Raw genomic sequence first — 24,740 nt, 5'->3', positions numbered from 1 at the left:
CACTGCAGGACGCATCGCGATGCTCCGTACCTTCCTCGCCACTGCGCTTCTCGCCGCCGCCACCGCGGCCTCGGCCGCTCCGACGATGACCGCGTCGGACGTCATCCATGCCAGCGCCGCCGGCGCGATCGCTGCCGCCAACTGCGGGCCCGGCACCGCGGACGAACACCGCCGCAATGCACGCGAAGGCGCAAAGCAGATGCTCAACGCGCGCCACATGCTGCCCAAGACGTTCGACACGCAGTTCGCGACCGCGTATTCCGCCGAGTCCGCGCGCGTCAAGGCGATGAGCGCCACCGAACGCAAGGCCATGTGCGCGCAGCTGGAAGCGCAGGGCGTGCACTTCGGCGCGAAGAAGCCCGCCAAGCACTGAGCCATCGCGCGCGGCTTGTGCCGGCGCGCCAGCATTCGCGAGAATTCCCGGTACGGGCGTGGGGACGCCCGCTCACCAGGGGAAAACCGATGTCGTTGAAATGGTTGCTGCCCGGCCTGCTGGCCGTGGCACCGCTTGCGCATGCACAGGATGCCGATGACGCGCAGGCCAAGCAGAAGGTGCAGACCTTCGTCAGCTCGCTGCACTTCGAGGACGGCAACGTCGCGCTCGGCGACGCGAAAGCGCACGTCGATCTCGGCTCCGACTTCCGCTATCTCGCGCATGACGACGCGCGTCGCGTGCTCGAAGACCTGTGGGGCAATCCGCCGGACGACGACATCGTCGGCCTCGTCGTGCCGCGCTCCCCGTCGCTTGCCGAGGACGGCTCGTGGGCGGTGGTGGTGACGCAGGCGCATGATGGCCACGTCAGCGACGACGACGCAGCGAAGATCGACTACACCGATCTGCTCGCCGACATGAAGAAGGGCACCGACGAAGCCAATGACGAACGCAAGAAGGGCGGCTTCGGCGCCCTGCACATCGTCGGCTGGGCGGTGCCGCCGCGCTACGACGCCTCCAGCAAGAAGCTGTACTGGGCGAAGGAAGTCGACTTCGAAGGTGAATCCGCGCACACGCTCAACTACGACATCCGCGTCCTCGGCCGCGACGGCTACCTGAGCTTCAACGCCGTATCCGCGATGGACGACCTGCCGACCGTCAAGACCGGCATGGAGCAACTTCTCCCGCGCGTCAGCTTCGACAGCGGCGCCCGCTACGCCGACTTCGACAAGAGCACCGACAAGGTCGCCGCCTACGGCCTCGCCGCACTCGTCGCCGGCGGCATCGCCGCCAAGACCGGCCTCTTCGCCAAAATCGGCCTGCTCCTGCTCGGCCTGAAGAAGCTGCTCATCCCGCTCTTCCTCGCCATCACCGCCGGCTTCCGCAAGATCACCGGCATGTTCCGAAAGTCGAAAGGCGTGGTCTCGTAAACCGCACCGACGACAAAACAAAACGCCCACCAATTAGGTGGGCGTTTTCGTTTGTAGATCCAGAACAAGGGCGTGCGAACTTTGCGTGGACCAAACGAACTGTCAGCCACCACAACAATCGTGAAACCCGAAGGGCGGCGGCCATGGATGGCCGTCGTCCGCACCCGAGCCAGGATGGCGAGTGTGCGGATCGTGTGGAATCACAAACCGCGAGCTGTAGATCTGATCGGGGAAGGTGCTTTCTTTTGGTTACCTTTTCTTTGCACCAGCAAAGAAAAGTAACTCGGGCGCGCCAGCGCACGAAACGCTTTTGCCTTTAAGCACACGCCTCACGCAGAAGGCGACGCCTCAGCCTTCTTCTCACGCCGCAGCTTCCTCCGCATCCAACCACCGAGATCATCAACAACCGTATAAGCCGCCGGAATAACCACCAGCGACAACAACGTCGACGTGATCAACCCCCCGATCACCGCCACCGCCATCGGCCGCCGGAAACTCGAATCCCCCGACAACCCCAGCGCGATCGGCAACATGCCCGCACCCATCGCCAGCGTCGTCATCAACACCGGCCGCGCACGCTTGCGGCAGGCGTCGACCAGCGCATCGTGCTGGCTGAGCCCATGCTCGTCCTCGGCCATCACCGCGTAGTCCACCAGCAGGATCGAGTTCTTGGTCGCGATGCCGATCAGCATCAGCAAACCAATCAGCGCCGGCAGCGACAACAGGTTGTGCGTGAGAAGCAGCGCACCGAACGCACCGCCCGCGCACAGCGGTACCGCCGTAAGAATCGTCAGCGGTTGCAACGCGTGGTTGAACAGCAGCAACAGCACCATGTAGATGCAGGCGATGCCCGCGATCATCGCGACCACGAAACCGGTGAACAGTTCGACGAAGACTTCCGCGTCGCCCGTGTTGATGAAGCTCAGGCCCGGCGGCGGCGCTTTCACCGTCGGCAGCTTCTGCACTTCCTTCATGACGTCGCCGAGCGGACGCCCGTTGAGCTCCGCGGTGAACGTGACGTTGCGCTGGCGCTGGTAGCGCGAGATCACCGATGGGCCGCTGCCCGGCGAGATGTCGGCGACCGCCGCGAGCGGTACCGGCCCGTTCTTGCCCGGCACGCGCAGCTGGCCGATCAATGCGGGATCGCGCAACGTCGCCTGCGAGAACCCAACGCGGATCGGAATCTGACGTTCGGGAAGATTGAGCTTCGCCAGACGCTGCGTGTAATCGCCACTGGTCGCGATGCGCGCGGCTTCGGCGATGTCGGCGGTGGACACACCGAGATCCGCGGCGCGTTGAGGATCCGGGCGGATCTCGATTTCCGGTCGCAGCAGTGACGCCGACGAACTGATGCTGCCCAGCCCCTTGATCGTATGCAGCTCGCGCTCGAGCGTGATCGACGCATCCTGCAGGCGCTGCGGATCATCCCCCGCCAGCACCAGCATCAGGTTCTCGCCCGGCTCGTTCGAGATGTACGACATGCGCACGCCCGGGAGATCGCCGAGCTGCGTGCGCACGTCGCGCTCGAGCTGCTTCTGGTCGCGATCGCGGTCGCGCGCATTGCCCCAGTCGAGCACCAGCGTCGCCTTGCGCGGCTCGCCGACGCCGGTCTTGTTCGGGTCGCCGACGTCGAGCACGCTGCCCACCGTCGTATAGACCTGCTTGAGTTCCGGGATCGCGTGCAGCTTGGCGCGCGCGAGTTCGGCGATGCGCGTGGTGTCTTCCAGCCGCGTGCCGGGTGGCAGTTCGATCTGCAGGTTGCTGCGGCCGATGTCGGTGAATGGAATGAACGTGGTCGGGATCAGTGGCACCAGCGCGAGCGATGCGATGAAGAACACCGTCGAGATCGCCAGCGTGATCCAGCGATGGCGCAGCGCCGCATCAACCAGGCCGAGGTAGCGCCGCATCAGCGGGCCTTCCTTCTCCTCCACACCGTGCGACTTCAGCTGGTACGCCGCGATCATCGGCGTCAGCAGGCGTGCGACCATCAGCGAGAACAGCACGGCCGTCGCGGCGGTCCAGCCGAATTCGCGGAAGAACTTGCCGGCGATGCCCGGCATGAACGCGACCGGCACGAACACCGCGGCCAGTGTCATAGACGTCGCGATCACCGCGATGCCGATTTCGTCCGCCGCTTCGCGCGCGGCTTCCAGCGGCGTCTTGCCCATGCGCAGGTGGCGCACGATGTTCTCGATCTCGACGATCGCATCGTCGACCAGGATGCCGACCACCACGCTCAGCGCGAGCAGCGTGATCATGTTGAGCGAGAAGCCGAACCAGTACATCACCGCGAAGGTCGGCACGATCGACAGCGGCAGCGCGACCGCGGAGATCCACGTCGCGCGGAAGTCGCGCAGGAACAGCCAGACCACTGCGAGCGCGAGCAGCGCGCCTTCGACCAGCATCTCCATCGATGAGTGGTACGACCGCTCGGTCTCGCCGACCGTCGACGTGACCTGCTGGAAATGCATGCCCGGGTTCTTCTTCGCCAGCGCGTCGAGCGCCGCCGTCACCCCTTCGGCCACCTTCAGCTCGCTCGACCCGCGCGTGCGCGACACCGAAAACGCGACCACCGGCTTGCCGTCGAGCAGTGCGACCTGCGTCGGGTCGGCGACCGAATCGCTGATGCGCGCCAGCGTGCCGAGCCGCACCGCGCGGCCGTCGGGCAAGGTGATCGCAAAGTTTTCGAGTTCCCGCGCGTCGCTGACGGTCGCGATCGTGCGCAGCACCTGCTGCCCGCCACCGACTTCCGATTTGCCGCTCGGCCTCTCCACCTGCGAACGCGCGAGCTGCGCATTCACCGCGCCCGCGGTGGTGCCGTAGGCCTGCAGCGCATCGGGATCGAGGTCGATGCGCACCATGCGCTCGACGCCGCCCTGTCGCGACACCTGCGCGACGCCCGGCACGCCGAACAGCGTGCGGGTGATATCGCGATCGACGAACCACGACAGCTCGTCGACGCCCATGCGGTCGGACTGCACCGCATACGTCATCAGCGCACCGCCGATCGTGACCTTGGTGACCAGCGGTTCCTGGATGTCCTGCGGCAGGTCCGAACGGATGCGGCTCACCGCCGCGCGCGTGTCGTCGAGCGCACCGGCGAGGTCGGTTTCCAGCTGGAATTCGATCGCGGTGGTGCTTACGCCCTCGGTCACCGTCGAGGTGACGCGCTTGACGCCGGTGAGCGTCGCGACCTGGTCTTCGACCTTGCGCGTGACTTCGGTTTCCAGCTGGCTCGGCGACGCGCCGGGCTGGCTGATCGTCACCACCACCATCGGGAACGTGACATCCGGAAAGCGGGCGACCGGCAGCTTCCAGAAGCCCCAGAGCCCGGCCACGCACAGCACGAAGAAGATCATCAGCGCCGGCAGCGGCCGCCGGATCGCCCAGGCCGAAACGTTGATCATCGCGACGCGCCCGTCGTCGTTGTCGCCGCCGTTGCAGGCGGCACCACGCGCACGCGATCGCCATCGCCGAGGAAACCAGCGCCCTGGTCGACCACCTGCGCACCCGGCGCGAGACCGCCGAGGATTTCGACCACGCCGCTCGACGTCGTGCCGGTGTTGACGCGCACGCGATGCGCGATGCCCTTCGCGTCGACGGTAAACACGTAGGGATTGCCGTCGCGTTCGACCACGGTCGATGCGGGCACGACCAGCGCCTTCGCATTGCCGACGAGGATGCGGCCCGGCAGGTAGGCGCCGGTGCGCAGGCCGTCGGGATCGGGCAGGTCGGCGTAGACGGTGCCGGTGCGCGTCGCGGGATCGACACCCGGCGGCACCGCGCGCACTTCGCCTTCGACGTCACGTCCGTCCGGTGCGTGCACGATTACCGCGTCACCGACATTGACGGCGGCGAGTTCGACGTCCGCGAGCTCGGCGCGCCATTCGAGGCGGCCATCGCGTATCAGGCCGATCAGTTCGGTGCCCGCGGCGACGATCTGCCCCGGCTGCACGGCGCGCTTGCTGACGATGCCGTCGTCCGGCGCGCGCAGTTCGGCATAGCTGCGGCGCAGCTTGGCGGCGTCCAGCGATGCACGCACGGTGGCGACGCGCGCATTCGCCTGGTCGCGCGCCGCACGCAACTCGTCGACCTGCCCGGCCGAGATGTACTTTTGCGCGAGCAGCGGTTCGGCGCGACGCAGATTCGCTTGCGCGAGCGATGCGGCGGCCTGCGCCTCGCGGTAACTCGCCTCCGCCTGCTCGAGTTCGCTCTGCAGCGAACGCGCATCGAGATCGAGCAGCACCTGTCCGCGATGCACGAACTCGCCGACATCGACGTAGAGACCGGTGACACGCAACCCGCTCAGCTCGACGCCGAGCTGCATCTCCTCGCGCGCGGCGACCGGGCCGGACACGCGGATCTCGCGCGGGATCTCCTGCTGGCGCGCGGGCACCACGGTGACGGCCATCGCCGGCGTTTCCGCGGGCGCCTTGGTGGCGTCGTCCTTCTTGCCGCAGCCGGCGAGCGCGAGCACGACGACGGCGAGCATGGGAATGAAGCGGAGCGTGCGATTGCGCATGGGGTCGGGAAACCGGGCCGATGGCCGAGGCCGCCAAGGATACGGGTGGGTATGTGGACGGAGCAGTGCCGGCCGCGGCATCACTCCGCGTCGCGGTATTCGATCAGGTCCCACAACGTGCCGTAGAGGTCGCGGAATACCGCGACCGTGCCGTAGTCATGCACAGCGGGCGGGCGCACGAACTCGACGCCGGCATCGACCAGGCGGCGGTGATCGCGCGCGAAATCGTCGGTCTGAAGGAACAGCGCGACGCGGCCGCCGGTCGAATCGCCGATACGGGCCGTCTGCTCGTCGGTCGATGCGCGCGCCAGCAACAGCGACGTGCCGGTCGATCCCGGCGGTGCCACCACCACCCAGCGCCTGTCCTGCTCCGGGCGGTAGGTGTCCTCGATCAGTTCGAAGCCCAGTCGGCCGACGTAGAACGCGATCGCCTCGTCGTAATCGCGAACAAGCAGCGTGACGTGGACGATCGACTGGCGCATGCGTCAGGCCGCCGGCAGGCCGAAGAAACCGCGCGCGTTGCGAGTGGTCGTCGCGGCGGCGGTGGCCACTTCCTCGCCGCGATCCCGCGCCAGCTCCTCGACGATATGCGCGAGAAACGCCGGCTCGTTGCGCCGATCCTTGGGCATCGGCTTCAACGTGCGTGGCAGCAGATACGGCGCATCGGTCTCGATCATCAGGCGGTTCGCCGGGATATGCGGCACGATCTCGCGCAGGTGCTGCCCACGGCGCTCGTCGCACAGCCAGCCGGTGATGCCGATGTGCCAGTCGCGGTCGAGATACGCGAAGGCTTCGTCGCGCGTGCCGGTGAAGCAATGCACCACCGCCGCGCCGATGCGGCCTTCGAAGTTCTTCATGATCGCGATGAAGTCGTCGTGCGCGTCGCGCTGATGCAGGAACAGCGGCTTGCCGGTATCGACCGCAGTCTGCAGCTGCATCTCGAACGCGCGACGCTGCGCCGGGCGCGGCGAGAAGTCGCGGAAGTAGTCGAGCCCGCATTCACCGACCGCGACGACTTCGTCGTGCGCGAGCAAGGCGCGCATCTCGGCATCGCATTCGGCCGTGTACTCGACCGCATGGTGCGGATGCACGCCCGCAGTCGCGAACAGCACGCCGGGATATTTGCGTGCCAGCTCCAGCGCCATCGGCGAATGTTCACGGCTGGCGCCGGTCACCACCATCTGCGAGACGCCCGCTTCGAGCGCACGGGCGATCACCGCGTCGCGGTCGCGATCGAACGAGTCGTGGGTCAGGTTGGCGCCGATGTCGATGAGCTGCACGGGGATGCGTCGCGGAAAGCAGGCAGCGATTCTAGCGACCCGGCGCGCACGGGCTGCGAGAATGGCCGATCCCGCCCGGCTCGCGCATTACGTGCCCTTCCCCATCGATCCCCTGCTGCCGCGCATCCGCGAGTTCCTCGTGGCGCACCCACGCCTGGTGCTCGAAGCGCCACCGGGTGCGGGCAAGACCACGCAGGTGCCGCCGGCGCTGCTGGATGCGCCGTGGCTGGGTGATCGCAAGATCCTGATGCTCGAACCGCGCCGCGTCGCCGCGCGTGCGGCCGCCATGTTCATGGCGAAAAGTCGCGGCGAGGAGGTCGGGCGAACCGTCGGTTATCGCATTCGCTTCGAGAACCGCGTCTCCCCGGACACGCGCATCGAGGTCGTCACCGAAGGCATCCTGACGCGCATGATCCAGGACGATCCGATGCTCGACGGCATCGGCGCGATCCTGTTCGACGAATTCCACGAGCGGCACATGGCCGCCGACCTCGGCCTCGCACTCGCGCTGGATGTGCAGTCGCAGCTGCGCGACGACCTGCGCATCGTCGTCATGTCGGCGACGCTCGATGGCGAACGGCTCGCGAACTTCCTCGACGCGCCGCGGCTGTCCAGCGAAGGTCGCAGCTATCCGGTCGAGATCGCGCACCTTCCCGCGCGTCGCGACGAGAAAAGCGAACATCAGGTGCGACGCGCGATCGAACATGCGCTGGCCACGCATCCCGGCGACCTGCTGGTGTTCCTGCCCGGGCAACGGGAGATCTCCCGCGTGCAGTCGCTCGTCGAACATGTCGACGCCGACGTGCTCGCGCTGCACGGCGAACTGCCGGTCGAACAGCAGTCGCGTGTGTTGCAACCGTCAACGGACGGACGTCGACGCGTCGTGCTCGCCACTAACATCGCCGAATCCAGCGTCACCCTGCCCGGTGTGCGCGTGGTCATCGACACCGGCCTCGCACGCGAGCCGCGCTTCGATCCGGTGAGCGGGTTTTCGCGTCTCGATGTCGTGCCGATCGCACAGGCCTCCGCCGATCAGCGTGCCGGTCGCGCGGGCCGCGTGTCGGATGGTTGGGCCTATCGGCTGTGGCCGCAGTCGCAACGACTGGAACCCCAACGTCGCCCCGAGATCGCGCAGGTCGATCTGTCGTCGCTCGCGCTGGAGCTCGCGCTCTGGGGCGGCAGTGATCTGCGTTTTCCCGATGCGCCACCGGGCGGCGCACTCAATGCGGCGCGCGATCTGCTGCAACGGCTCGGCGCACTCGATGGCGCCGCCGTCACCGCGCTCGGCAAGCGCATGCTCGCGCTCGGCACGCATCCCCGTCTAGCCGCCATGTTGCTTGCACCGACGGATACGCGCGAACAGACGCTGGCCTGCGACCTCGCCGCGCTGATCGAAGCACGCGACCCGCTGCGCGCCATGCCGGGTCGCTTTCGCAGCGACGCGCTCGCCGATCGCTGGCAGGCGCTAGCAATGTTTCGCAGCGGCCGCGCACCCTCCGACGCGTCGGGCAGCGCGCTCGCGCAGATCGACCAGTCGGCCAAGCAATGGCGGCGTCGCCTGCGTCTCGATGCGAACCCACCCGCGCACGCACCACCGCACGTGCTCGGCGACGTCTTGCTTCATGCATTCCCCGACCGCATCGCACGTCGCCACCCGGTCGATGCGCTGCGTTACCAGCTCGCCAGCGGCCGCACCGTGCGCCTGTTCGACGAGTCGCTGCTGCGTGGCGAGCCGTGGCTGGTGGTCAACGAACTTCGCGACGAGGTGCGCGATGCACGCATCCTGCAGGCGGCGCCGCTCGATGAATCACGACTCGAACGCGACTTCCCGTCGCGCTTCGTCACCGAAGATCGCGTGGTCTGGGACGTCGATGCCCGCGCGATCAGTGCGGTGCGCGAGCGTCGCTTCGACCGAATCGTGCTCGACACGCGACCGCTGCCGAGGCCCGATCCTTCACGCTACGCCGATGCACTCGTCGACGCGGTGCGCCAACTCGGTCTCGATGCACTGCCGTGGAGCGAATCTCTGCGGCAATGGCGCGATCGCGTGCGTGGACTGGGTACGTGGATGCCCGAAATGGCGGACGCGCTGCCCGATCTATCGGACGACGTATTGCTCGCATCACTGGACACGTGGCTGAAGCCCGCACTAAGCGGCAAGACGCGACTGGACGCACTGAGCGAACAGGATCTGGGCGAAGCATTGAAGGCCGGTGTCGACTGGTCGTTGCGACAACGCATCGACGCACTCGCACCGACGCGCATCGCGGTGCCGTCGGGCATGGAGCGCGGCATCACGTATGCAACGGACGTCGACGGCACACCGCAGTCACCCGTGCTCGCGGTGAAACTGCAGGAACTCTTCGGCCTCGCCGACACGCCACGCATCGCCGGCGGCCGCGTTCGGCTCACGCTGCATCTGCTCTCACCCGCAGGCCGACCGCTGCAGGTCACGCAGGACCTGCGCGGGTTCTGGGAACGCACGTACCCGGAAGTGAAAAAGGAAATGAAAGGGCGCTATCCCAAGCATCCGTGGCCGGATGATCCGTGGACTGCGAAAGCGACGCATCGTGCGAAACCGCGCGGGACGTAGTCGCGTCGCCGAGTGTCGACGTCGTGCGGAAAACCACTTCAACGCAACAGCGCGACATCGGTGACGTCGACCTGACCGTGCCGCGTAAGCGGCGTCATGCCGCGCGAAACGTGTGCGTTGCGCTTACGTATCCGCCCACATGCGGAACAGGTTCGATCGCACCGCAGCCAGCAGCACTTCGACACGTGCCGCGTCGCTCGCCTGCCCGCGCGCCGCGAGCACGCGCGCTTCCTCCAACTGCACCATGAGTTCGCGCCGGGCGGCGTCGGCGATCCAGCTCTGCAACCAGGTGATCGCGGCGACACGCACGCCACGCGTGACCGGTGCGACCTGATGGATCGTCGTCGACGGATAGATCAGCGCGCAACCCGCGGGCAACTTGTAGGCGAGTTCCTGTTCGCCGAGCTGCATCGTGAGTTCGCCGCCGTCGTAATCGGATGGATCGCTGAGGAACACGGTGCACGAGATGTCGCTGCGCATCGGCGGCGTCGACGGGAACAGCGCTTCGTCGACGTGCCATCCGTAGGTCATGCCGGGTTCGTAGCGCACCACCGTCGTGCGTGCCATCTGCTTGGGCAGCATCAGTCGGCGCGCATCCGGATGCCGACCCAGCGCGTCGCGCACGAGTTGTGCGATGCGTTCGTTAGCGGCGTCACCCTGCGGTGCCTGCAGGTTGCGTTTGACGCCTGAGTCGGGATTCGTGATCCGGCCGTCGGTAAGGCCGACCTGCGGCAGCCACTCGCGCACCTGTGCAATTTCGGCGGGCGTCAGGACATCGGTGAGCGTGCGGATCATCGGGCGTGCTCCAGTCGAGCGCGCATCTTGGGCGTTCAGCCGCCGGTGGGCAATTACTCACATTGCTTCGACGAATTCGCGCCAACACTGTCGGTCGATTCCCCGCAGGACACCGCACATGAGCACGCTGGACCGTCTCCCCGAACGCATGATGGACCTCGCAAGCACCGCCGGCGATCGCATCGGCCAGCTGGCCCCGCGCGCGAGCGAGTGGCTCGACGCCGGCGCGAAGCTTGGCGCACTCAAGGGCGCGTCGAAGGTCGGCATGAAGGTCGTCCGTCGCAACCCGGTGGTATTCGGCGCAGCGCTGGCCGGTGCCGGGCTGCTCTGGTACGCCGCGCGACGTCGCGCCAAGCGTGCCGAGAACGGCAATGGCGATGCCATCGAAGGGCGTTCGCGCCGCATCGAGGCACGCAGCGGCGACGCCGACACCACGGCAAGCACCACGCGTGCGAAGCGTCGGACCGCGGGCGCCCGCCGCGCGTCGACGAGCCGTTCGCGGTCGCGCAGCGAGCCGCGCACCGAACACTGAGTTTTAAGCAGAGGTCGGCCCGGGCCGACCCGTCGATGCCGCCGGCTTCCGGCGGCATCTTCGTTTGTGCGATCAGGTAACGGCGTTGCGTAACGCGAAGTCAGCGCAACAACACGCTGCCGAACTCGTGCTACTTACGCGCTCTGCGGCAGCTCGATCACGAAACGCGCGCCGCCGTTCTTGCGGTCTTCGTACCAGAGCTGGCCGCCGGCTTTCTGGATGATCTGCTTCGCGAGCGACAGGCCGAGGCCCGACGAAATACCGTCATCGCCTTCATGCAGGCGCACGAACGGCTTGAACAGCTCGCGCTGCTTGTGCGCGGGAATGCCCGGGCCGCGATCTTCGACCACCATCTGCCAGTAGCCCGGCGCACCCGGACGCGCGGCGATGGTGAGCTCGCTTTCCGGCGCGTACTTCATAGCGTTGGTGACGAGGTTCTCGCTCACCTGGCGCAGCACGCGATCGTCGATGCGCACGTGCACGTCGTGCGACGGGCGCTGCGCGGTGACGCGAATGCCGCGCGCTTCGAGCTGGTATTCGTAGCGCTGCACCAGCCAGTCGAGCGTGGCGGTAAGCGATGCACTCGGCGCAACGGCGTCATCGTCGCGACGACCGGTGCTTTCCAGGTACTGACGGATGTAGCCGAGCGCATCGGTCGCGCTCTCGTGGATCATCGTCATGTAGCGCGGCACGCGCTCGGGCTTGGTCGCGCCGGTGATCAGCATCTCGCTGGCGAACAGCACCGACGACAGCGGGTTCTTGAGGTCGTGCGCGACGAGGTTGACCAGCTCCTCGCGCTCGCGCGCCACGCGCTCGAGGCGATCGCGCGTGAGCTTGAGGCCCACGTGTGCGGACACGCGCGCGAGCAGTTCTTCGGGCAGGAACGGTTTGGTGACGTAGTCGACCGCGCCGGCATCGAACGCGCGCAGCAGAAGGTCGCGATCCTGCGCGGCGGTGACGAAGACGACGGGAAGACTCGGCGGCGCAGCACCCGCGCGCATTTCTTCCATCACCTGGAAGCCGTCCATGCCCGGCATCATCATGTCGAGCAGCACGAGATCCGGCGGTTCGTTCTCGCAGATCTCCAGCGCCTTCGGGCCGCTGTCCGCGGTCACCACCTGATAGCCCTGCCGCGAAAGCAGCATGCCGACGACGCGCAGGTTCGCCGGTTGGTCGTCGACGACCAGGATTCTCGCGGCAGTACCGGTGGTGCTGACCATTCGCCCTCGCGACGTCTGCGCCCATCCGTGGCGCATTCAGGAGTCACCGACCTTAACAGACGACCCCGTTTTATGCCGTTGCGCCTATTCAGACTCGGTGAACGATTCACCGCGCGCCGTTGCGCGCACTCACGAAACGCGGCGCCACGTGCCCGGTGCGAGGTCGTCGACGCGATGTTCGCCGACTGCGACGCGCACCAGTCGCAGCGTCGGCAGCCCGACCGCCGCAGTCATGCGCCGCACCTGCCGGTTGCGGCCTTCAGTGATCACGAGTTCCAGCCACGCGTCCGGCACCGTCTTGCGAAAGCGCACCGGCGGATCGCGCGGCCACAGCGTCGGCGTTTCGATCCGACGCGCCTGCGCCGGTCGCGTGAGTCCATCGTTGAGTTCGACGCCGCGACGCAGTGCGTCGATCTGCGCGTCCTGCGGATCACCCTCGACCTGCACCCAGTAGGTCTTGGGCTGCTTGTGGCGCGGATCGGTGAGGCGGTGCGCGAGGCCGCCGTCGTCGGTGAGCAGCAGCAGGCCTTCGCTGTCGTGGTCGAGCCGGCCCGCGGCGTAGACATCGGGCGGCAGGCCGAAGCCCGCGAGCGTGGGGCGCGGCGGCGTGCTGCGATCGGTGAACTGGCAGAGCACGCCGTAGGGTTTGTTGAAGGCGATCAACATGACGACGCGGCGTCGACCTGTTCGCGACGGTTCTGGCGCAGTACTGCGATCCCCGTGGCGAGGTACAGCACCGCCATCGACGCGGCGATCGCGACGTTCGCATGCAGCGGCGTCGCCCATTGCAGCGCCGCGCCGACCACCGCGCCCGCAATGCCGAGCGCGTAATAAGCAGGCGAGCGATACAGCCATCCATAGGGCAGGAAATGCGCGCCGAGCATCGCCGACAGCGCGAACGCGATGAGCCGCACGTCCATCACCAGCACTGCGACGATCAGCGGCCAGCCGAGCATCTGCGCCACGGTGATCCCACCGACCATGCCGCCGAACTCGCTGCCGCGCGCGGTGAGGTTGCCACCGAACACCCGGTTGAGCAGGTAACCGCCCGGATACACCAGCGCGCCGCCGATCACGAAGAACAGGCCGAGATGCGCGGCATCCAGTCCGGCGAACGCGGCGACCAGCGCCATCGCCAGCCAGAACACCGCGCTTGCGAGCGTCATGCCGACGCCGCGACGCGTGATCCGCACGAGCCGCCAGCGCGCCGCGCCCAGCGGCACGCGCGCGGCCCATGCGGGCGACGGATCAGGCATGCGGCTTGACGAAGCGCAGCGTCATGCGATCGCTCTCGCCGATCGCCTTGTACTTCGCGTCGTCCTTCGCATCGTGCGAATTGGTCGGCGGCAACGTCCACACGCCACCCGGATAGTCCTTGGTGTCGCGCGGATTGGCGTTGACCTCACTGTTGCCGACGAAGTGGAAACCCGCCGCCTCGGCCATCCCAATCAACTGCTTCTGGCCGACGTAGCCGGTCTTGTCGTCGTCGCCGACGTCGGCCTTGGCGCGATGCTCGACCACGCCCAGCGTGCCGCCCGGCTTCAGCACGTCGAAGAAGGCCTTGAACATCTGCGGCGCGGTGCCGGCCATGCGCCAGTTGTGCACGTTGCGGAAGGTGAGCACGACGTCCGCGGACGACGGCGCACCGAACACCGGCGCCTTCGGATCGAACGCGATGATCTTCGCGCGGTCGTAGTGCGCCTTGTCGGCGTCGAACTTCTGCTGCAGCTGGTCGCGGTTCTTCGCGTAGTACGTGCGGTTCTTTTCGTCGGGCTGCGACGCGGGGTCGACCACCGCCGCGATGTACTGGCCCTTGTCGCGCAGGTAGGGCGCGAGGATCTCGCTGTACCAGCCCGGCGGCGGCGTGATCTCGATGACGGTCTGGTCGTTGCGCACGCCGAAGAAGGTGAGCGTCTGCTTGGGATGGCGGTAGACGTCGCGCGCGGCGTTCTTGGGGTCGCGCCAGCTGCCGTGGATGGCGGCGTCGAGCGCGCTGGACATGGCCGCGTTCGGTGCGGGCGACTTCGTGGCGGCAGTGGCGCCGAGCGCGAGGACGGAGGTCGACAGGACGGCGGCGAGCAGGATCGTGCGCATGGGTCGCTCCAGCAGGGGATGTGCGCGGAGCTTACCGGCAGCGCGTGGCGGCCGCCGCCGAACTGCAACGCGCGCGGCATCGTCGTGTCATCTCGGCGCGCGAGGCTGCACGCGTCCCCCGACACCGAGACCGCCGCCATGGATCTTTTCCGCAGCCCCGGCATCCAGCCGCCGCCGGTTCCGCTCTTCAGCTCCGGCCTGGCGTGGACGCGCCGCTACGGCCACGTGCGCGCCCTGCACGACGGCACCAGCCCCGACCCCGCCAACGACGCCGACGCGCTGCCGGCGCCGAGCGTCGACCAGGAGTTCGAGGAGTACTTCTTCGAGTAAGGGCAGCTTCGCGTGAGGGCAGCGCCGGGCGGGGCAGGGAAGGCCCCGCCCGGCGAGCGGGTCAGGCGCGCAGACCGTCGATCACCGCGTTGAGCGTCGCGCTGGGGCGCATCGCGGTGGCGAGCTTGCCCATGTCCGGCTTGTAGTAGCCACCGATGTCGACGCCGTGGCCCTGCACGTCGACCAACTCCTTGAGGATCTGCGCTTCGCCGTCGGTCAGCGCCTTTGCGACCGGCGCGAAGCGCGTGGCGAGTTCGGCGTCCTGCGTCTGCGACGCCAATGCCTGCGCCCAGTACTGCGCGAGGTAGAAGTGGCTGCCGCGGTTGTCGAGCCCGCCGACCTTGCGCGCCGGGCCGCGATCGTTGTCGAGGATCTGCGCGTTCGCGCGATCCAGCGCGTCGGCCAGCACCTGCGCGCGCGGCATCGATGCGAAGTTGGCGAGATGCTCGAACGACGCCGCCAGCGCCAGGAACTCGCCCAGCGAATCCCAGCGCAGGTAGTTCTCCTCGGTGAACTGCTGCACGTGCTTGGGCGCGCTGCCGCCGGCGCCGGTTTCGAACAGGCCACCGCCCGCCATCAGCGGCACGATCGACAGCATCTTCGCGGAGGTGCCGAGTTCCATGATCGGGAACAGGTCGGTGAGGTAGTCGCGCAGCACGTTGCCGGTGACGCTGATCGTGTCCTGGCCCTTGCGGATGCGCTCGAGCGAGAACTTCATCGCATCAACCGGCGACAGGATGCGGATGTCCAAACCCTTCGTGTCGAGCTCGGCGAGGTAGCGCTCGACCTTCGCGATCAGCTGCGCATCGTGCGCGCGGTTGGCGTCGAGCCAGAACACCGCCGGCGTGTTCGACAGGCGTGCGCGGTTGACGGCGAGCTGCACCCAGTCGCGGATCGGCGCGTCCTTGGTCTGGCACATGCGGAAGATGTCGCCGGCTTCGACGGTCTGCGACAGCAGCACGTTGTCGTTGCCATCGACCACGCGCACGGTGCCCGGCGCGTCGAGCTGGAACGTCTTGTCGTGCGAGCCGTATTCCTCGGCCTTCTGCGCCATCAGGCCGACGTTCGGCACGCTGCCCATCGTCGCCGGGTCGAACGCGCCGTTCGCCTTGCAGTCTTCGATCACCGCCTGGTAGATGCCGGCGTACGAGCGATCCGGAATCACCGCCTTCGCGTCCTGCAGCTTGCCCTCGGCGTTCCACATGCCGCCGCTGTCGCGGATCATCGCCGGCATCGAGGCGTCGACGATCACGTCGCTCGGCACGTGCAGGTTGGTGATGCCCTTGTCGGAATTGACCATCGCGACGGCCGCACGATTCGTATACGCGGCCTGCAGGTCGGCTTCGATCGCCGAACGCGTCGCGTCGTCGAGTTGCGGCAGCCGCGCGTACAGGTCGCCGATGCCGTTGTTCGCGTCGAAGCCGATGCGTGCGAGCGCGTCGGCATGCTTCGCCAGCGCCTCGCGATAGAAGCGCTTCACCGCGACGCCGAACATGATCGGGTCGCTGACCTTCATCATCGTCGCCTTGAGGTGCAGCGAGAACAGCACGCCCTGCGCCTTGGCATCGTCGATCTGCGCGTCGATGAACGTGGCGAGCTTCGCGGTGTTCATCGATGCGGTGTCGATCACTTCACCCGCCTGCAGCGACGTCTTTTCCTTGAGCACGCGCGTGATGCCGTCGGCGCCGACGAATTCGATGCGGACGCTGGTCGGGTTGGCGACCGTCGTCGACGTCTCGCTGCCGTAGAAGTCGCCGCCGTCCATGTGCGCGACATGCGACTTCGATTCGCTCGACCATTTGCCCATGCGGTGCGGATGCTTGCGGGCGTACGCCTTCACCGAGGCCGGCGCGCGACGGTCGGAATTGCCTTCGCGCAGCACCGGGTTCACCGCCGAGCCCATCGCGCGGCCGTAGCGCGCCTTGATGTCGCGCTCGGCATCGTTGGCCGGCTCTTCCGGGTAATCGGGCAGCGCGTAACCCTTGGCCTGCAGTTCCTTGATCGCGGCCTTGAGCTGCGGCACCGATGCCGAGATGTTCGGCAGCTTGATGATGTTCGCGTCCGGCGTGGTCGCGAGCTGGCCGAGTTCGGCGAGGTCGTCCTTCACCGCGTTGTCGCCGAGTTCCTTCGGGAACTGCGCGAGGATGCGCGCGGCCAGCGAGATGTCGCGCGTCTCCACCGCGATGCCGGCGCTGCGCGCGAAGCCTTCCACGATCGGCAGCAGCGAGGCCGTGGCCAGGAAGGGCGCTTCGTCGGTCAGCGTGTAGATGATCTTCGGGGTGTTCGACATGGAGGCACTCGCGGGATCGGGCACGCGCGGGTCGCGGCGTGCGAAGGCGATGCGGGCATCGCGGGACCGCGCATTGTCGCGTCTCGCCCGCCACCGCGGCAAAGACATCGCGGCATGACTGCATTCCGCGGAAGCCGCCGTGCGACGGCGTACGGCCGCTCAGGCGGGCGCGGCCGTGCGGATCCAGTCTTCAGGACGAAGCGGCGCGAGGCCATGCGCGGTGCGTGCTCGATCGCATTGCTCGACCGCCGCGCCGTGTTCCCAGCTGGCCTGCAGATCCCGGCACGGCGACGGCCGCTGCGCATAGATGCCGCAGGACGTGGCGACGCCGACGACGCCGCGCAATGACGTGCACCGCATCGCAGCGCCGCCGTAGGTGCCGCGCATGACGACGCGATGCGGGTCGAGGGGCTCGGTGAGTACGGCAGGCGTCAGGCCACCGGGCGCATCGTCGGTCTCCGACCAGTGGAACGCGACGCGGAAGTGGGCGCAGCAGGCGCCGCAGGACAGGCAGGGATGGACCATGTGGCGGTGCGGCGGAAAGGCGCGGCCATTATCGCCGACGGCTCAGCCCTTCACCGGCTCGCGGTGGCGGCGCGTGTGCCAGCGGCCGTGGGCGTCGAGGCGTTCCTCGGTGATCGTCATCGGGTCGCGCGTCGCGTCCTCGGTGCGGCGGTACACGGCGACCAACCCCTTCGCATCGTTCGTGTACTCGACGTACTCGTGCCAGCAGCAGCCGCTCTTGGACCACGTGCCGATGCGATGGCGCTTGGCATCGACCTCGAACATGCCGAGCGTCTCCTGCGTCAGCGAGCCCAGCGCGCCGTCCTCGACGAAGCGCCCGCTGCGGGCGTCGAACACGAAGACGTCGTAGGTCGGACCGCCGTAGGAGCCGTCGTCGCCGGTGCGCAGGGCGAGGTCGTCGTGGCCGTCGAAGTTGAAATCACCGGCGATGAGCATGGACTGCTCGCCGTACATCGTCGCGTCGTTGGTGCGCGCGACGCCGCGGTCGTCGACGTCGAGCTTGAGCGTGTCGACGCGCAGCGCCGGGATTACGCGACCGCCGTGCGGCTTGAAGCTCAGCGTCGCCGGGCCGATGCAGGGCGATTCCACGTCACTCGCGTCCTTGCAGGCGAAGCGCGGGTGCACGGTCAGGTCGAACTGTTTCGACACGCCGCGCAGCACGTAGTCGCCGGCGTGCGCGAGCAGCGGCAGCGTGGCCAGCAGGGCGATCAGCGGTGCGCGCATGGGCCGGTCCGTCGAATGGGCCATCCATTGTCGCCGACGCATGCCTAGAATCGGCCCGGACGGCGCGCGGCGCCACAGGCAGGGAGCGGCACATGGGCGTTCTGGATTTCATCAAGGGCCAGGCCCTCGAGATCATCGAGTGGACCGACGACTCGCGCGACACGCTGGCGTTCCGCTACCCGGACGACGACAAGGAAATCAAGAACGGCGCGCAGCTGATCGTGCGCGACAGCCAGCTGGTGCAGTTCGTCGCCGCCGGCCAGTTCGCTGACCTGTTCGGCCCCGGCAAGCACACGCTCAAGACCGAGAACATCCCGATCCTGTCGCGCATCCTCGGCTGGAAGTACGGCTTCGAATCGCCGTTCAAGTGCGACGTCTACTACCTCAACACCCGCGCGTTCACCGGCAACAAGTGGGGCACGGCGAACCCGGTGATGATGCGCGACGCCGATTTCGGGCTGGTGCGCCTGCGCGCGTTCGGCACGTACGACTTCCGCATCGTGGACGCGCCGAAGTTCCTGCGCGAAGTCGCCGGCACCGACCAGAATTTCCGCCTCGACGAGTTCGAAGGCACGATGCGTTCGCGCATCGTCAGCGTGTTCACCGAAGCGCTCGCCACCGCGAAGATTCCCGCGCTCGACATCGCCACGCGCTACAGCGAGGTCGGCGATGCGCTGCTGCCGGTGGTCAACCCGATCATGCAGGGCAAGTACGGCATCGAGATCAGCGCGTTCGTGGTCGAGAACGTGTCGGTGCCGCCGGAAGTCGAGCAGGCCATCGACAAGCGCTCGGGCATGGCCGCGGTCGGCAACCTCAACGACTACGTGAAGTTCCAGATGGGCACCGGCATGGGCCAGGGCGGCGGAAGCGTGGCCGCGGCGCCGGCCGAAATGGCGATCGGTTTCGCGATGGCGCAGCAGATGGCGCAGGGCATGACCGCCCCGGCCGCGGCGGCAGCAGCGACGACTGCCGCGCCGACGCTCGACGTGCTCACGCCCGAGCAGGCCGCGCAGGCGCTGGGCGTGTCGGCCGAAGACGTGATCGCCGCGATCGACAAGGGCGAGTTGAAGGGACGGAAGATCGGCAACGCCTACCGCATCGCGCGCGCGTCGCTGGACGAGTACCTGCGCGGCGCCTGATCGATGGCCGCGCCGCTCGCACCCGAAGCGTCCGCGACGCTCGACAAGCGCGCCTGCCCGGAATGCGGCGGCGACCTGGAATGGAACGCGGCGAAGCAGGCGCTGGTCTGCCCGTTCTGCGGCACGGTGGCGCCGTGGAAGCCGGATACGGCCGCGCCCGGCGCGATCGTCGAACTCGACCTCGCCAATGCGCTGGCGAAGGCCGATGACGGCGGACGCGGCTACGGCGATGCGCGTCGCGAAGTGCAGTGCCAGAGCTGCAAGGCGATCACCGTGTTCGAGGCCGACAAGGTCGCGGCGCGCTGCGCGTTCTGCGGTTCGCCGGCGATCGTGCCGTACACCGCGCTGAAGGATGCGATCACGCCGCAGAGCCTGCTGCCGTTCCGCGTTCCGCAGGACCAGGTGCGCGACGCGATCCGTCGCTGGTACGGCACGCGCTGGTTCGCGCCGAACAAGCTCAAGCGCGCCGCGCTCACCGACACGCTGCGCGGCATCTACCTGCCGTACTGGACGTTCGACGCGCACGTGCACGCGGCATGGACGGCCGAATCCGGCACGTACTACTACACGACCGAGCAGACGATGCGGAACGGTCGTATCGAAACGCGCCAGGTGCAGCACGTGCGCTGGGAACCGGCGTCGGGCGAGCTCGATCATTTCTTCGACGACGATCTCGTGCCCGGCAGCGAAGGCGCGCAGCGCGACCTGCTGGAGAAGATCGGACCGTTTCCCACCACCACCGACCTCAAGCCCTATGCGCCGGAGTTCGTGCGCGGCTGGACGGTGGAGCGTTACCAGGTCGACCTGCGCCTGGCTGCCGACCTCAACATGACGAACATGGAGTTCGAGGTGCGGCGGCTCTGCGAGCAGGCGGTGCCGGGCGACACACAGCGCAACCTGCAGGTGCAGTCGACGTACCACGGCCGCACGTTCAAGCACGTGCTGATGCCGGTGTGGCTGGTGAGCTACACCTACGGCGCGCGCAGCTTCCAGCTGCTGGCGAACGGCTACACGGGCACGATCGCCGGGCAGCGGCCCTGGAGCTGGGTCAAGATCACATTCGCGGTGCTCGCCGCATTGATCGCGTTCTTCGTCTACATCTGGCTCAACGGGCAGCAGTAGCGCGCCACGCTAGGCCGGGTCGCGGCGCTCCACGGTGTGCGCCACGACGTCGGCCAGCGCCTCGAGCATGATCGGCTTGCCGACGTGCGCGGTGAAGCCGGCCGCCGTCGCTTCGCGCACGTCCGCTTCGCGCGCGAAGCCGGTGAGCGCGACCAGCGGAAGCGTGGCGAAGCGCGCATCGGCGCGGATGCGGCGCGCGAGTTCGTAGCCGTCCATCTCCGGCATGCCGAGGTCCGACAGCACCACGTCGACCGGATTCGAATCGAGCAGCTGCAGCGCCTGCGCACCACCGTACGCGCGCAGCACGGTCGCGCCTTCGAGCTCGAGCAGGCGCGCCAGGCCGTCGACCGTCGCCGCGGTGTCGTCCACCACCAGCAGGCGCAGGCCCGGCCACGGCTGTGGGGTCGGCGCCGGTAGCGCCGCACGCACGCGTCGGCGCGCCGGCATCATGCGCGGCAGCCACACGTTGAACGTCGCGCCGTGGCCGAGGCCGTCGGAATCGGCCTCGATGCGGCCGCCGTGCAGCGTCACGATCTCGCGCACCACGGCCAGGCCGATGCCCAGCCCGCTCTTGCCGCTGAGCGCGCGGCCCGGCGCCTGGCCGAACATCTCGAACACCCGCGACAGGAACTGCGGCTCGATGCCGAGCCCGGTGTCGCTGACGGAGAGGCGGCAGAAGCGGCCCTCGGCCTGCGCGCGCACCTCGATCCGCCCGCCGGCCGGCGTGAACTTGATCGCGTTGCCCAGCAGGTTCCACACGATCTGCTCCAGCCGCGACGGATCGGCCTGCACCAGCGCCGGCTGGTCGCCGACGTCGCAGCTGATGTCGAGCCCCGCGCTCGACACGTCGGCACGCGCGACGTCCACGATGGATTCGACCAGCGCGGCCATGTCGACCGGCACCAGGCTGAGCTGCAGCTTGCCGGTGCGGATGCGCGACATGTCGAGCAGGTCGTCGATGATCTTGGTCTGCCCGCGGATCGCCCGGCGGATGCCTTCGATCGACTGCTGCACCAGCTCCGCGTCGCGCACTTCCGGCGCGCGCGCGACCAGCTCGGTGTTCACGCTGATGAGGTTGAGCGGGTTCTTGAGCTCGTGCGACATCACCGCGAGGAAGTCGTCCTTCAGTGCGCTCTCGGCTTCGGCCTTCGCGCGCTGCGAGCGTGCGGTGGTGAGCTCGGCCTCCGCGCGTTCGATGTCGGCCAGCCCGCGCGTGGTGTCGAACACCACCTGCACGTAGCCGTCGAAATGTTCGGTGCGCACGCGCGTGAGCGAGGCGCGGCAATGCAGGCGCGTGCCGTCGTTGCGCATGCACCAGTGCTCATCCTCGATATGGCCTTCCGTATCGGCGCGACGCATGCGCTGCGCATGATTGGTGGCCATGTCGTCCGGCACGCTGAGGCGCCCGATCGACTCGCCGACGATGTCCGCCGCCGAGTAACCGAACATGCGCTCGGCGCCTTCGTTCCAGGCGGTGATCACGCCGGTGGCGTCGAACACGATCATCGCGTGCTCCACGCCATGGATCGCCACGACGCGCAGGCGGTCCTCGGCCATGTCCACGCGTTCCTGCGCCATGCGCAGGCGGGTGACGTCGACGAAGGTGAGCACCGCGCCGTCGATGCGGTTTTCGGTGGTGCGATACGGCAGCGCGCGCGCGACGAACAGCTTGCCGTCCTGGCTGCGCACCTCGCGCTCGACCGGCATCAGCGCTTCGAACGCGGCGGTCGCGTCGGTGGCGAGGTCGGGGTAGTTCAGGCGATGCGTGATGTCGAGCAGGCAGCGGCCGACATCCGCCGGGATGATGTTGAAGATGTCTTCGGCGCGCGGCGTGTAGCGGCGGATGCGCAGGCCGGCGTCGACGAACACGGTGGCGATGTCGGTGGAGGCGATGAAGTTGCGCAGGTCGTCGTTGACCTTCGCGGTCTCCTCGACCTTGGTCTTGAGCTCGTAGTTGACCGTGATGAGCTCTTCGTTGACCGACTGCAGCTCTTCCTTGCTGGTCTCGAGTTCTTCGGTCGCCGAGCGCAGCTCTTCGTTGATCGCCTGCAGTTCCTCGTTCGAGGCCTTGAGCTCCTCGCTCGAGGTTTCCGACTGCTCGATCGTCGCCTGCATGCGCTCCTTGGTGCGATGCAGTTCCTCTTCGAGGTGCAGCATCACCGCGTCGCGCTCGCTGCCGGTGATGCTCGGGTCGGCGCTCATGGTGTCTTCGACTTCGTCGAACAGCACGAGCACGAATTCGCCGCCGGCGTCCGGGTCGCGAAACGGGCGCGCCACCATGTTGACGAAGAACGGCTTGCCGCCGCGGTCGATCTTGACGCGTCGCGCTTCCACGCTCTTGCCGGTATGCACGGCCTGGAACAGCGCGGTGCGAAGCTCCAGCCGCAGTTCCGGATGCACCACCTTCAGCAGGTTGTGCGACGGCTCGCCGCCGACGAACTGCAGGAAGCGGCCCGCGCGGTCGGACATGTGCACGATGGTCGACTCGCGGTCGACGATCACGCTCGGCGGCGCGTAGTGCTCCAGCACGCGCTGGTGCACTTCGGCGAACGAGAAGCCGCGGCGCTCGCGCGTCGGCGATTCGGCGTCCGGCGGTGCGCGCCGCCGTTCGGCGGCATGCACGGGGAACGCCGCGGCCGGCGTGCGCGTCATCGACAACGCGCGCGCACGATAGATGCGGTTCTTCTTGTCGACCACGTCGAAATAGCGCGACGCCGCGTCGGCCGATTCCGAACTGCCGAGGAACAGCAGGCCGCCGCGACGCAACGCGAAGTGGAACACCTCGAGCAGCCGCGCCTGGATCTCGCGGTCGAGATAGATCAGCAGGTTGCGGCAGGAAATCAGGTCGAGCTTGGAGAACGGCGGATCGCGCAGCACGTTGTGCTGGGCGAACAGCACGCGGTCGCGGATCGACTTGGCGATGCGGTAGCGCTGCGGTTCCTTGGTGAAGAACTGGCGCAGGCGGCCGGGCGGCACGTCGGTGATGATCGATTCCGGATACGCACCCGAACGCCCGACCGACAGCCCGCGCTCGTCGATGTCGCTGGCGAACACCTGGAAGCCCGGCGCATTCGCCAGCGTCGACGCGTGGTCGGCCAGCAGCATCGCGAGTGAATACGCTTCCTCGCCGGTCGCGCAGGCCGGCACCCAGACGCGGACCTGCTCGTCGGGGCCGTGCTCGGCGAACAGCGACGGGATCACCTCACGTTCCAGCGCCTCGAACGCTTCCCGGTCGCGGAAGAAGTTCGTCACGCTGATCAGCATGTCGTCGAGCAGGCGCGACGTTTCGTCCGGCGTCGCGCGCAGGTAGTCGCGATAGGCCGGCAGGTCGGGCAGCATGTTGACCTGCAGGCGCCGCTCGATGCGGCGCAGCACCGTCGCCCGCTTGTAGTGGCGGAAATCGTGGCTGGTGCGCGCGGCCAGCAGGTCCAGGATCTCGCGCAGTGCCTGCTCGCTGCGGGCGCGCACATCCGGGTCGTCCGGCAGCGGCCGCGCTTCCATTTCCGGCACCGCCGGCAGCTCGATGCGCTGCGCGTTCTCCCACAGGTCGACCAGCCTCTGCGGGATCTCGGCCACCGGCAGCACGAAGTCGACGAAGTCGGTCGCGATCGCGTTGCGCGGCATGTCTTCGTATTCGGCGTCGTCAGGGAGCTGCGCGAAGGTGACGCCGCCGAACTCCTTGACCCGCGTGATGCCCACCGAACCGTCGGCGCCGGTGCCCGACAGCACCACCGCGATCGCGCGATCGGCATGTATCTCGCCCAGCGTGCGGAAGAACAGGTCGATGGCGACGTGCTGGCCGCGCGCGCGGCGCGCCGGCGTCACCACCAGCTGGCCGTCGTCCATCCGCAGGTCGTTCTTCGGCGAGATGATATAGACGTGGTTGGCCTTGATCGCCACCGGCTCGCGCACCTGCAGCACCGGCATGCGCGTGGAGCGCGCGAGGATCTGGTCGGCGCTGCTCTCATGCGAGGGCGACAGGTGCAGCACGATCACGAAGGCCATGCCGGTTTCGGCGGGCATGCTTTCGAAGAACTGTTTCAGCGCCACCAGCCCGCCGGCCGATGCGCCGATCCCCACCACCGGGAAATCCAGGTGGCTGGGCCGGCCGCTCTTGGGCTCGGGCATTCCGGTATCAGCGTTCATGCGTCGACAGTTTGGGCTGATCGTCCATCATGAACCGGCCCTGCCTCATGCACCAGCGACGCCGATG

The 24,740-nt window shown here is 67.9% G+C and carries 20 protein-coding genes; 7 read left to right on the top strand and 13 right to left on the bottom strand.

All coding sequences use genetic code 11. The features are described from left to right. The first annotated feature begins 19 nt into the window (after positions 1–19). A complete protein-coding gene (locus ACVWZN_RS12500; RefSeq protein WP_456954100.1) occupies positions 20–373 on the top strand; it encodes a hypothetical protein in 354 nt (117 codons plus the stop codon). Positions 374–462: 89 nt separating this feature from the next. Continuing rightward, positions 463–1,362, top strand: a complete 900-nt coding sequence (locus tag ACVWZN_RS12495; protein ID WP_456954099.1) for a DUF2167 domain-containing protein — start codon at positions 463–465, stop codon at positions 1,360–1,362. A gap of 329 nt (positions 1,363–1,691) precedes the next feature. On the opposite strand, the gene ACVWZN_RS12490 is transcribed toward ACVWZN_RS12495, so the two are convergent. From ACVWZN_RS12490 to ACVWZN_RS12475, 4 genes are all read right to left on the bottom strand, one after another. Next, on the bottom strand, positions 1,692–4,769 hold the full coding sequence (locus tag ACVWZN_RS12490; protein ID WP_456954098.1) for an efflux RND transporter permease subunit: 3,078 nt from the start codon (positions 4,767–4,769) through the stop codon (positions 1,692–1,694). After that, positions 4,766–5,884 carry an efflux RND transporter periplasmic adaptor subunit gene (locus ACVWZN_RS12485; protein WP_456954097.1) on the bottom strand — a complete coding sequence of 373 codons (1,119 nt, stop codon included), beginning with the start codon at positions 5,882–5,884 and terminating at the stop codon, positions 4,766–4,768. The genes ACVWZN_RS12490 and ACVWZN_RS12485 overlap by 4 nt, the downstream gene beginning before the upstream one ends. Before the next feature lie 80 nt (positions 5,885–5,964). Beyond that, entirely contained in the window at positions 5,965–6,366 is a 402-nt protein-coding gene (locus tag ACVWZN_RS12480; RefSeq protein WP_456954096.1) for a VOC family protein, read from the bottom strand. Between the two features lie 3 nt (positions 6,367–6,369). Then, positions 6,370–7,164, bottom strand: coding sequence for a TatD family hydrolase (locus ACVWZN_RS12475; protein WP_456954095.1), 795 nt, complete (start codon positions 7,162–7,164; stop codon positions 6,370–6,372). Between the two features lie 61 nt (positions 7,165–7,225). Here ACVWZN_RS12475 and hrpB point away from each other — a divergent pair, with 61 nt between their 5' ends. Then, positions 7,226–9,757, top strand: coding sequence for an ATP-dependent helicase HrpB (gene hrpB, locus ACVWZN_RS12470; protein WP_456954094.1), 2,532 nt, complete (start codon positions 7,226–7,228; stop codon positions 9,755–9,757). Between the two features lie 123 nt (positions 9,758–9,880). On the opposite strand, the gene ACVWZN_RS12465 is transcribed toward hrpB, so the two are convergent. Further along, positions 9,881–10,552 carry a Fe2+-dependent dioxygenase gene (locus ACVWZN_RS12465; RefSeq protein WP_456954093.1) on the bottom strand — a complete coding sequence of 224 codons (672 nt, stop codon included), beginning with the start codon at positions 10,550–10,552 and terminating at the stop codon, positions 9,881–9,883. 118 nt (positions 10,553–10,670) lie between these two features. Here ACVWZN_RS12465 and ACVWZN_RS12460 point away from each other — a divergent pair, with 118 nt between their 5' ends. After that, positions 10,671–11,084 (top strand): hypothetical protein, encoded by a 414-nt coding sequence (locus ACVWZN_RS12460; RefSeq protein ID WP_456954092.1) that lies wholly within the window; start codon positions 10,671–10,673, stop codon positions 11,082–11,084. A 134-nt stretch (positions 11,085–11,218) separates the two neighbouring features. Here ACVWZN_RS12460 and ACVWZN_RS12455 read toward each other — a convergent pair whose 3' ends face one another. The 4 genes from ACVWZN_RS12455 to ACVWZN_RS12440 form a co-directional block, all read right to left on the bottom strand. Beyond that, on the bottom strand, positions 11,219–12,304 hold the full coding sequence (locus ACVWZN_RS12455; protein WP_456954091.1) for a hybrid sensor histidine kinase/response regulator: 1,086 nt from the start codon (positions 12,302–12,304) through the stop codon (positions 11,219–11,221). A 129-nt stretch (positions 12,305–12,433) separates the two neighbouring features. Beyond that, positions 12,434–12,970, bottom strand: coding sequence for a pseudouridine synthase (locus ACVWZN_RS12450; RefSeq protein WP_456954090.1), 537 nt, complete (start codon positions 12,968–12,970; stop codon positions 12,434–12,436). Next, positions 12,964–13,560, bottom strand: a complete 597-nt coding sequence (locus ACVWZN_RS12445) for a DUF7010 family protein (protein WP_456954089.1) — start codon at positions 13,558–13,560, stop codon at positions 12,964–12,966. Before ACVWZN_RS12445 ends, ACVWZN_RS12450 begins: the two co-directional genes overlap by 7 nt. Then, positions 13,553–14,398, bottom strand: a complete 846-nt coding sequence (locus ACVWZN_RS12440; RefSeq protein WP_456954088.1) for a class I SAM-dependent methyltransferase — start codon at positions 14,396–14,398, stop codon at positions 13,553–13,555. Before ACVWZN_RS12440 ends, ACVWZN_RS12445 begins: the two co-directional genes overlap by 8 nt. 138 nt (positions 14,399–14,536) lie before the next feature. Here ACVWZN_RS12440 and ACVWZN_RS12435 point away from each other — a divergent pair, with 138 nt between their 5' ends. After that, positions 14,537–14,728: a hypothetical protein gene (locus tag ACVWZN_RS12435; protein WP_456954087.1), complete on the top strand. Its 192-nt coding sequence runs from the start codon at positions 14,537–14,539 to the stop codon at positions 14,726–14,728. 61 nt (positions 14,729–14,789) lie between these two features. On the opposite strand, the gene ACVWZN_RS12430 is transcribed toward ACVWZN_RS12435, so the two are convergent. From ACVWZN_RS12430 to ACVWZN_RS12420, 3 genes are all read right to left on the bottom strand, one after another. Then, positions 14,790–17,018, bottom strand: coding sequence for an NADP-dependent isocitrate dehydrogenase (locus ACVWZN_RS12430; protein ID WP_456954086.1), 2,229 nt, complete (start codon positions 17,016–17,018; stop codon positions 14,790–14,792). 159 nt (positions 17,019–17,177) lie between these two features. Then, entirely contained in the window at positions 17,178–17,543 is a 366-nt protein-coding gene (locus ACVWZN_RS12425) for a YkgJ family cysteine cluster protein (protein WP_456954085.1), read from the bottom strand. A 42-nt stretch (positions 17,544–17,585) separates the two neighbouring features. After that, entirely contained in the window at positions 17,586–18,266 is a 681-nt protein-coding gene (locus tag ACVWZN_RS12420; protein ID WP_456954084.1) for an XAC2610-related protein, read from the bottom strand. A 92-nt stretch (positions 18,267–18,358) separates the two neighbouring features. Here ACVWZN_RS12420 and ACVWZN_RS12415 point away from each other — a divergent pair, with 92 nt between their 5' ends. Then, positions 18,359–19,405 carry an SPFH domain-containing protein gene (locus tag ACVWZN_RS12415; protein ID WP_456954083.1) on the top strand — a complete coding sequence of 349 codons (1,047 nt, stop codon included), beginning with the start codon at positions 18,359–18,361 and terminating at the stop codon, positions 19,403–19,405. 3 nt (positions 19,406–19,408) lie between these two features. Further along, positions 19,409–20,527, top strand: coding sequence for a Trm112 family protein (locus tag ACVWZN_RS12410; protein WP_456954082.1), 1,119 nt, complete (start codon positions 19,409–19,411; stop codon positions 20,525–20,527). A 9-nt stretch (positions 20,528–20,536) separates the two neighbouring features. On the opposite strand, the gene ACVWZN_RS12405 is transcribed toward ACVWZN_RS12410, so the two are convergent. Further along, entirely contained in the window at positions 20,537–24,673 is a 4,137-nt protein-coding gene (locus ACVWZN_RS12405; protein WP_456954081.1) for a CheR family methyltransferase, read from the bottom strand. Positions 24,674–24,740: the final 67 nt, after the last annotated feature.

The organism is Lysobacter sp. HA35 (assembly GCF_054061195.1).
Note: the sequence above shows the minus strand (reverse complement) of the source record. Positions and strands in the feature narration are given on the sequence as shown.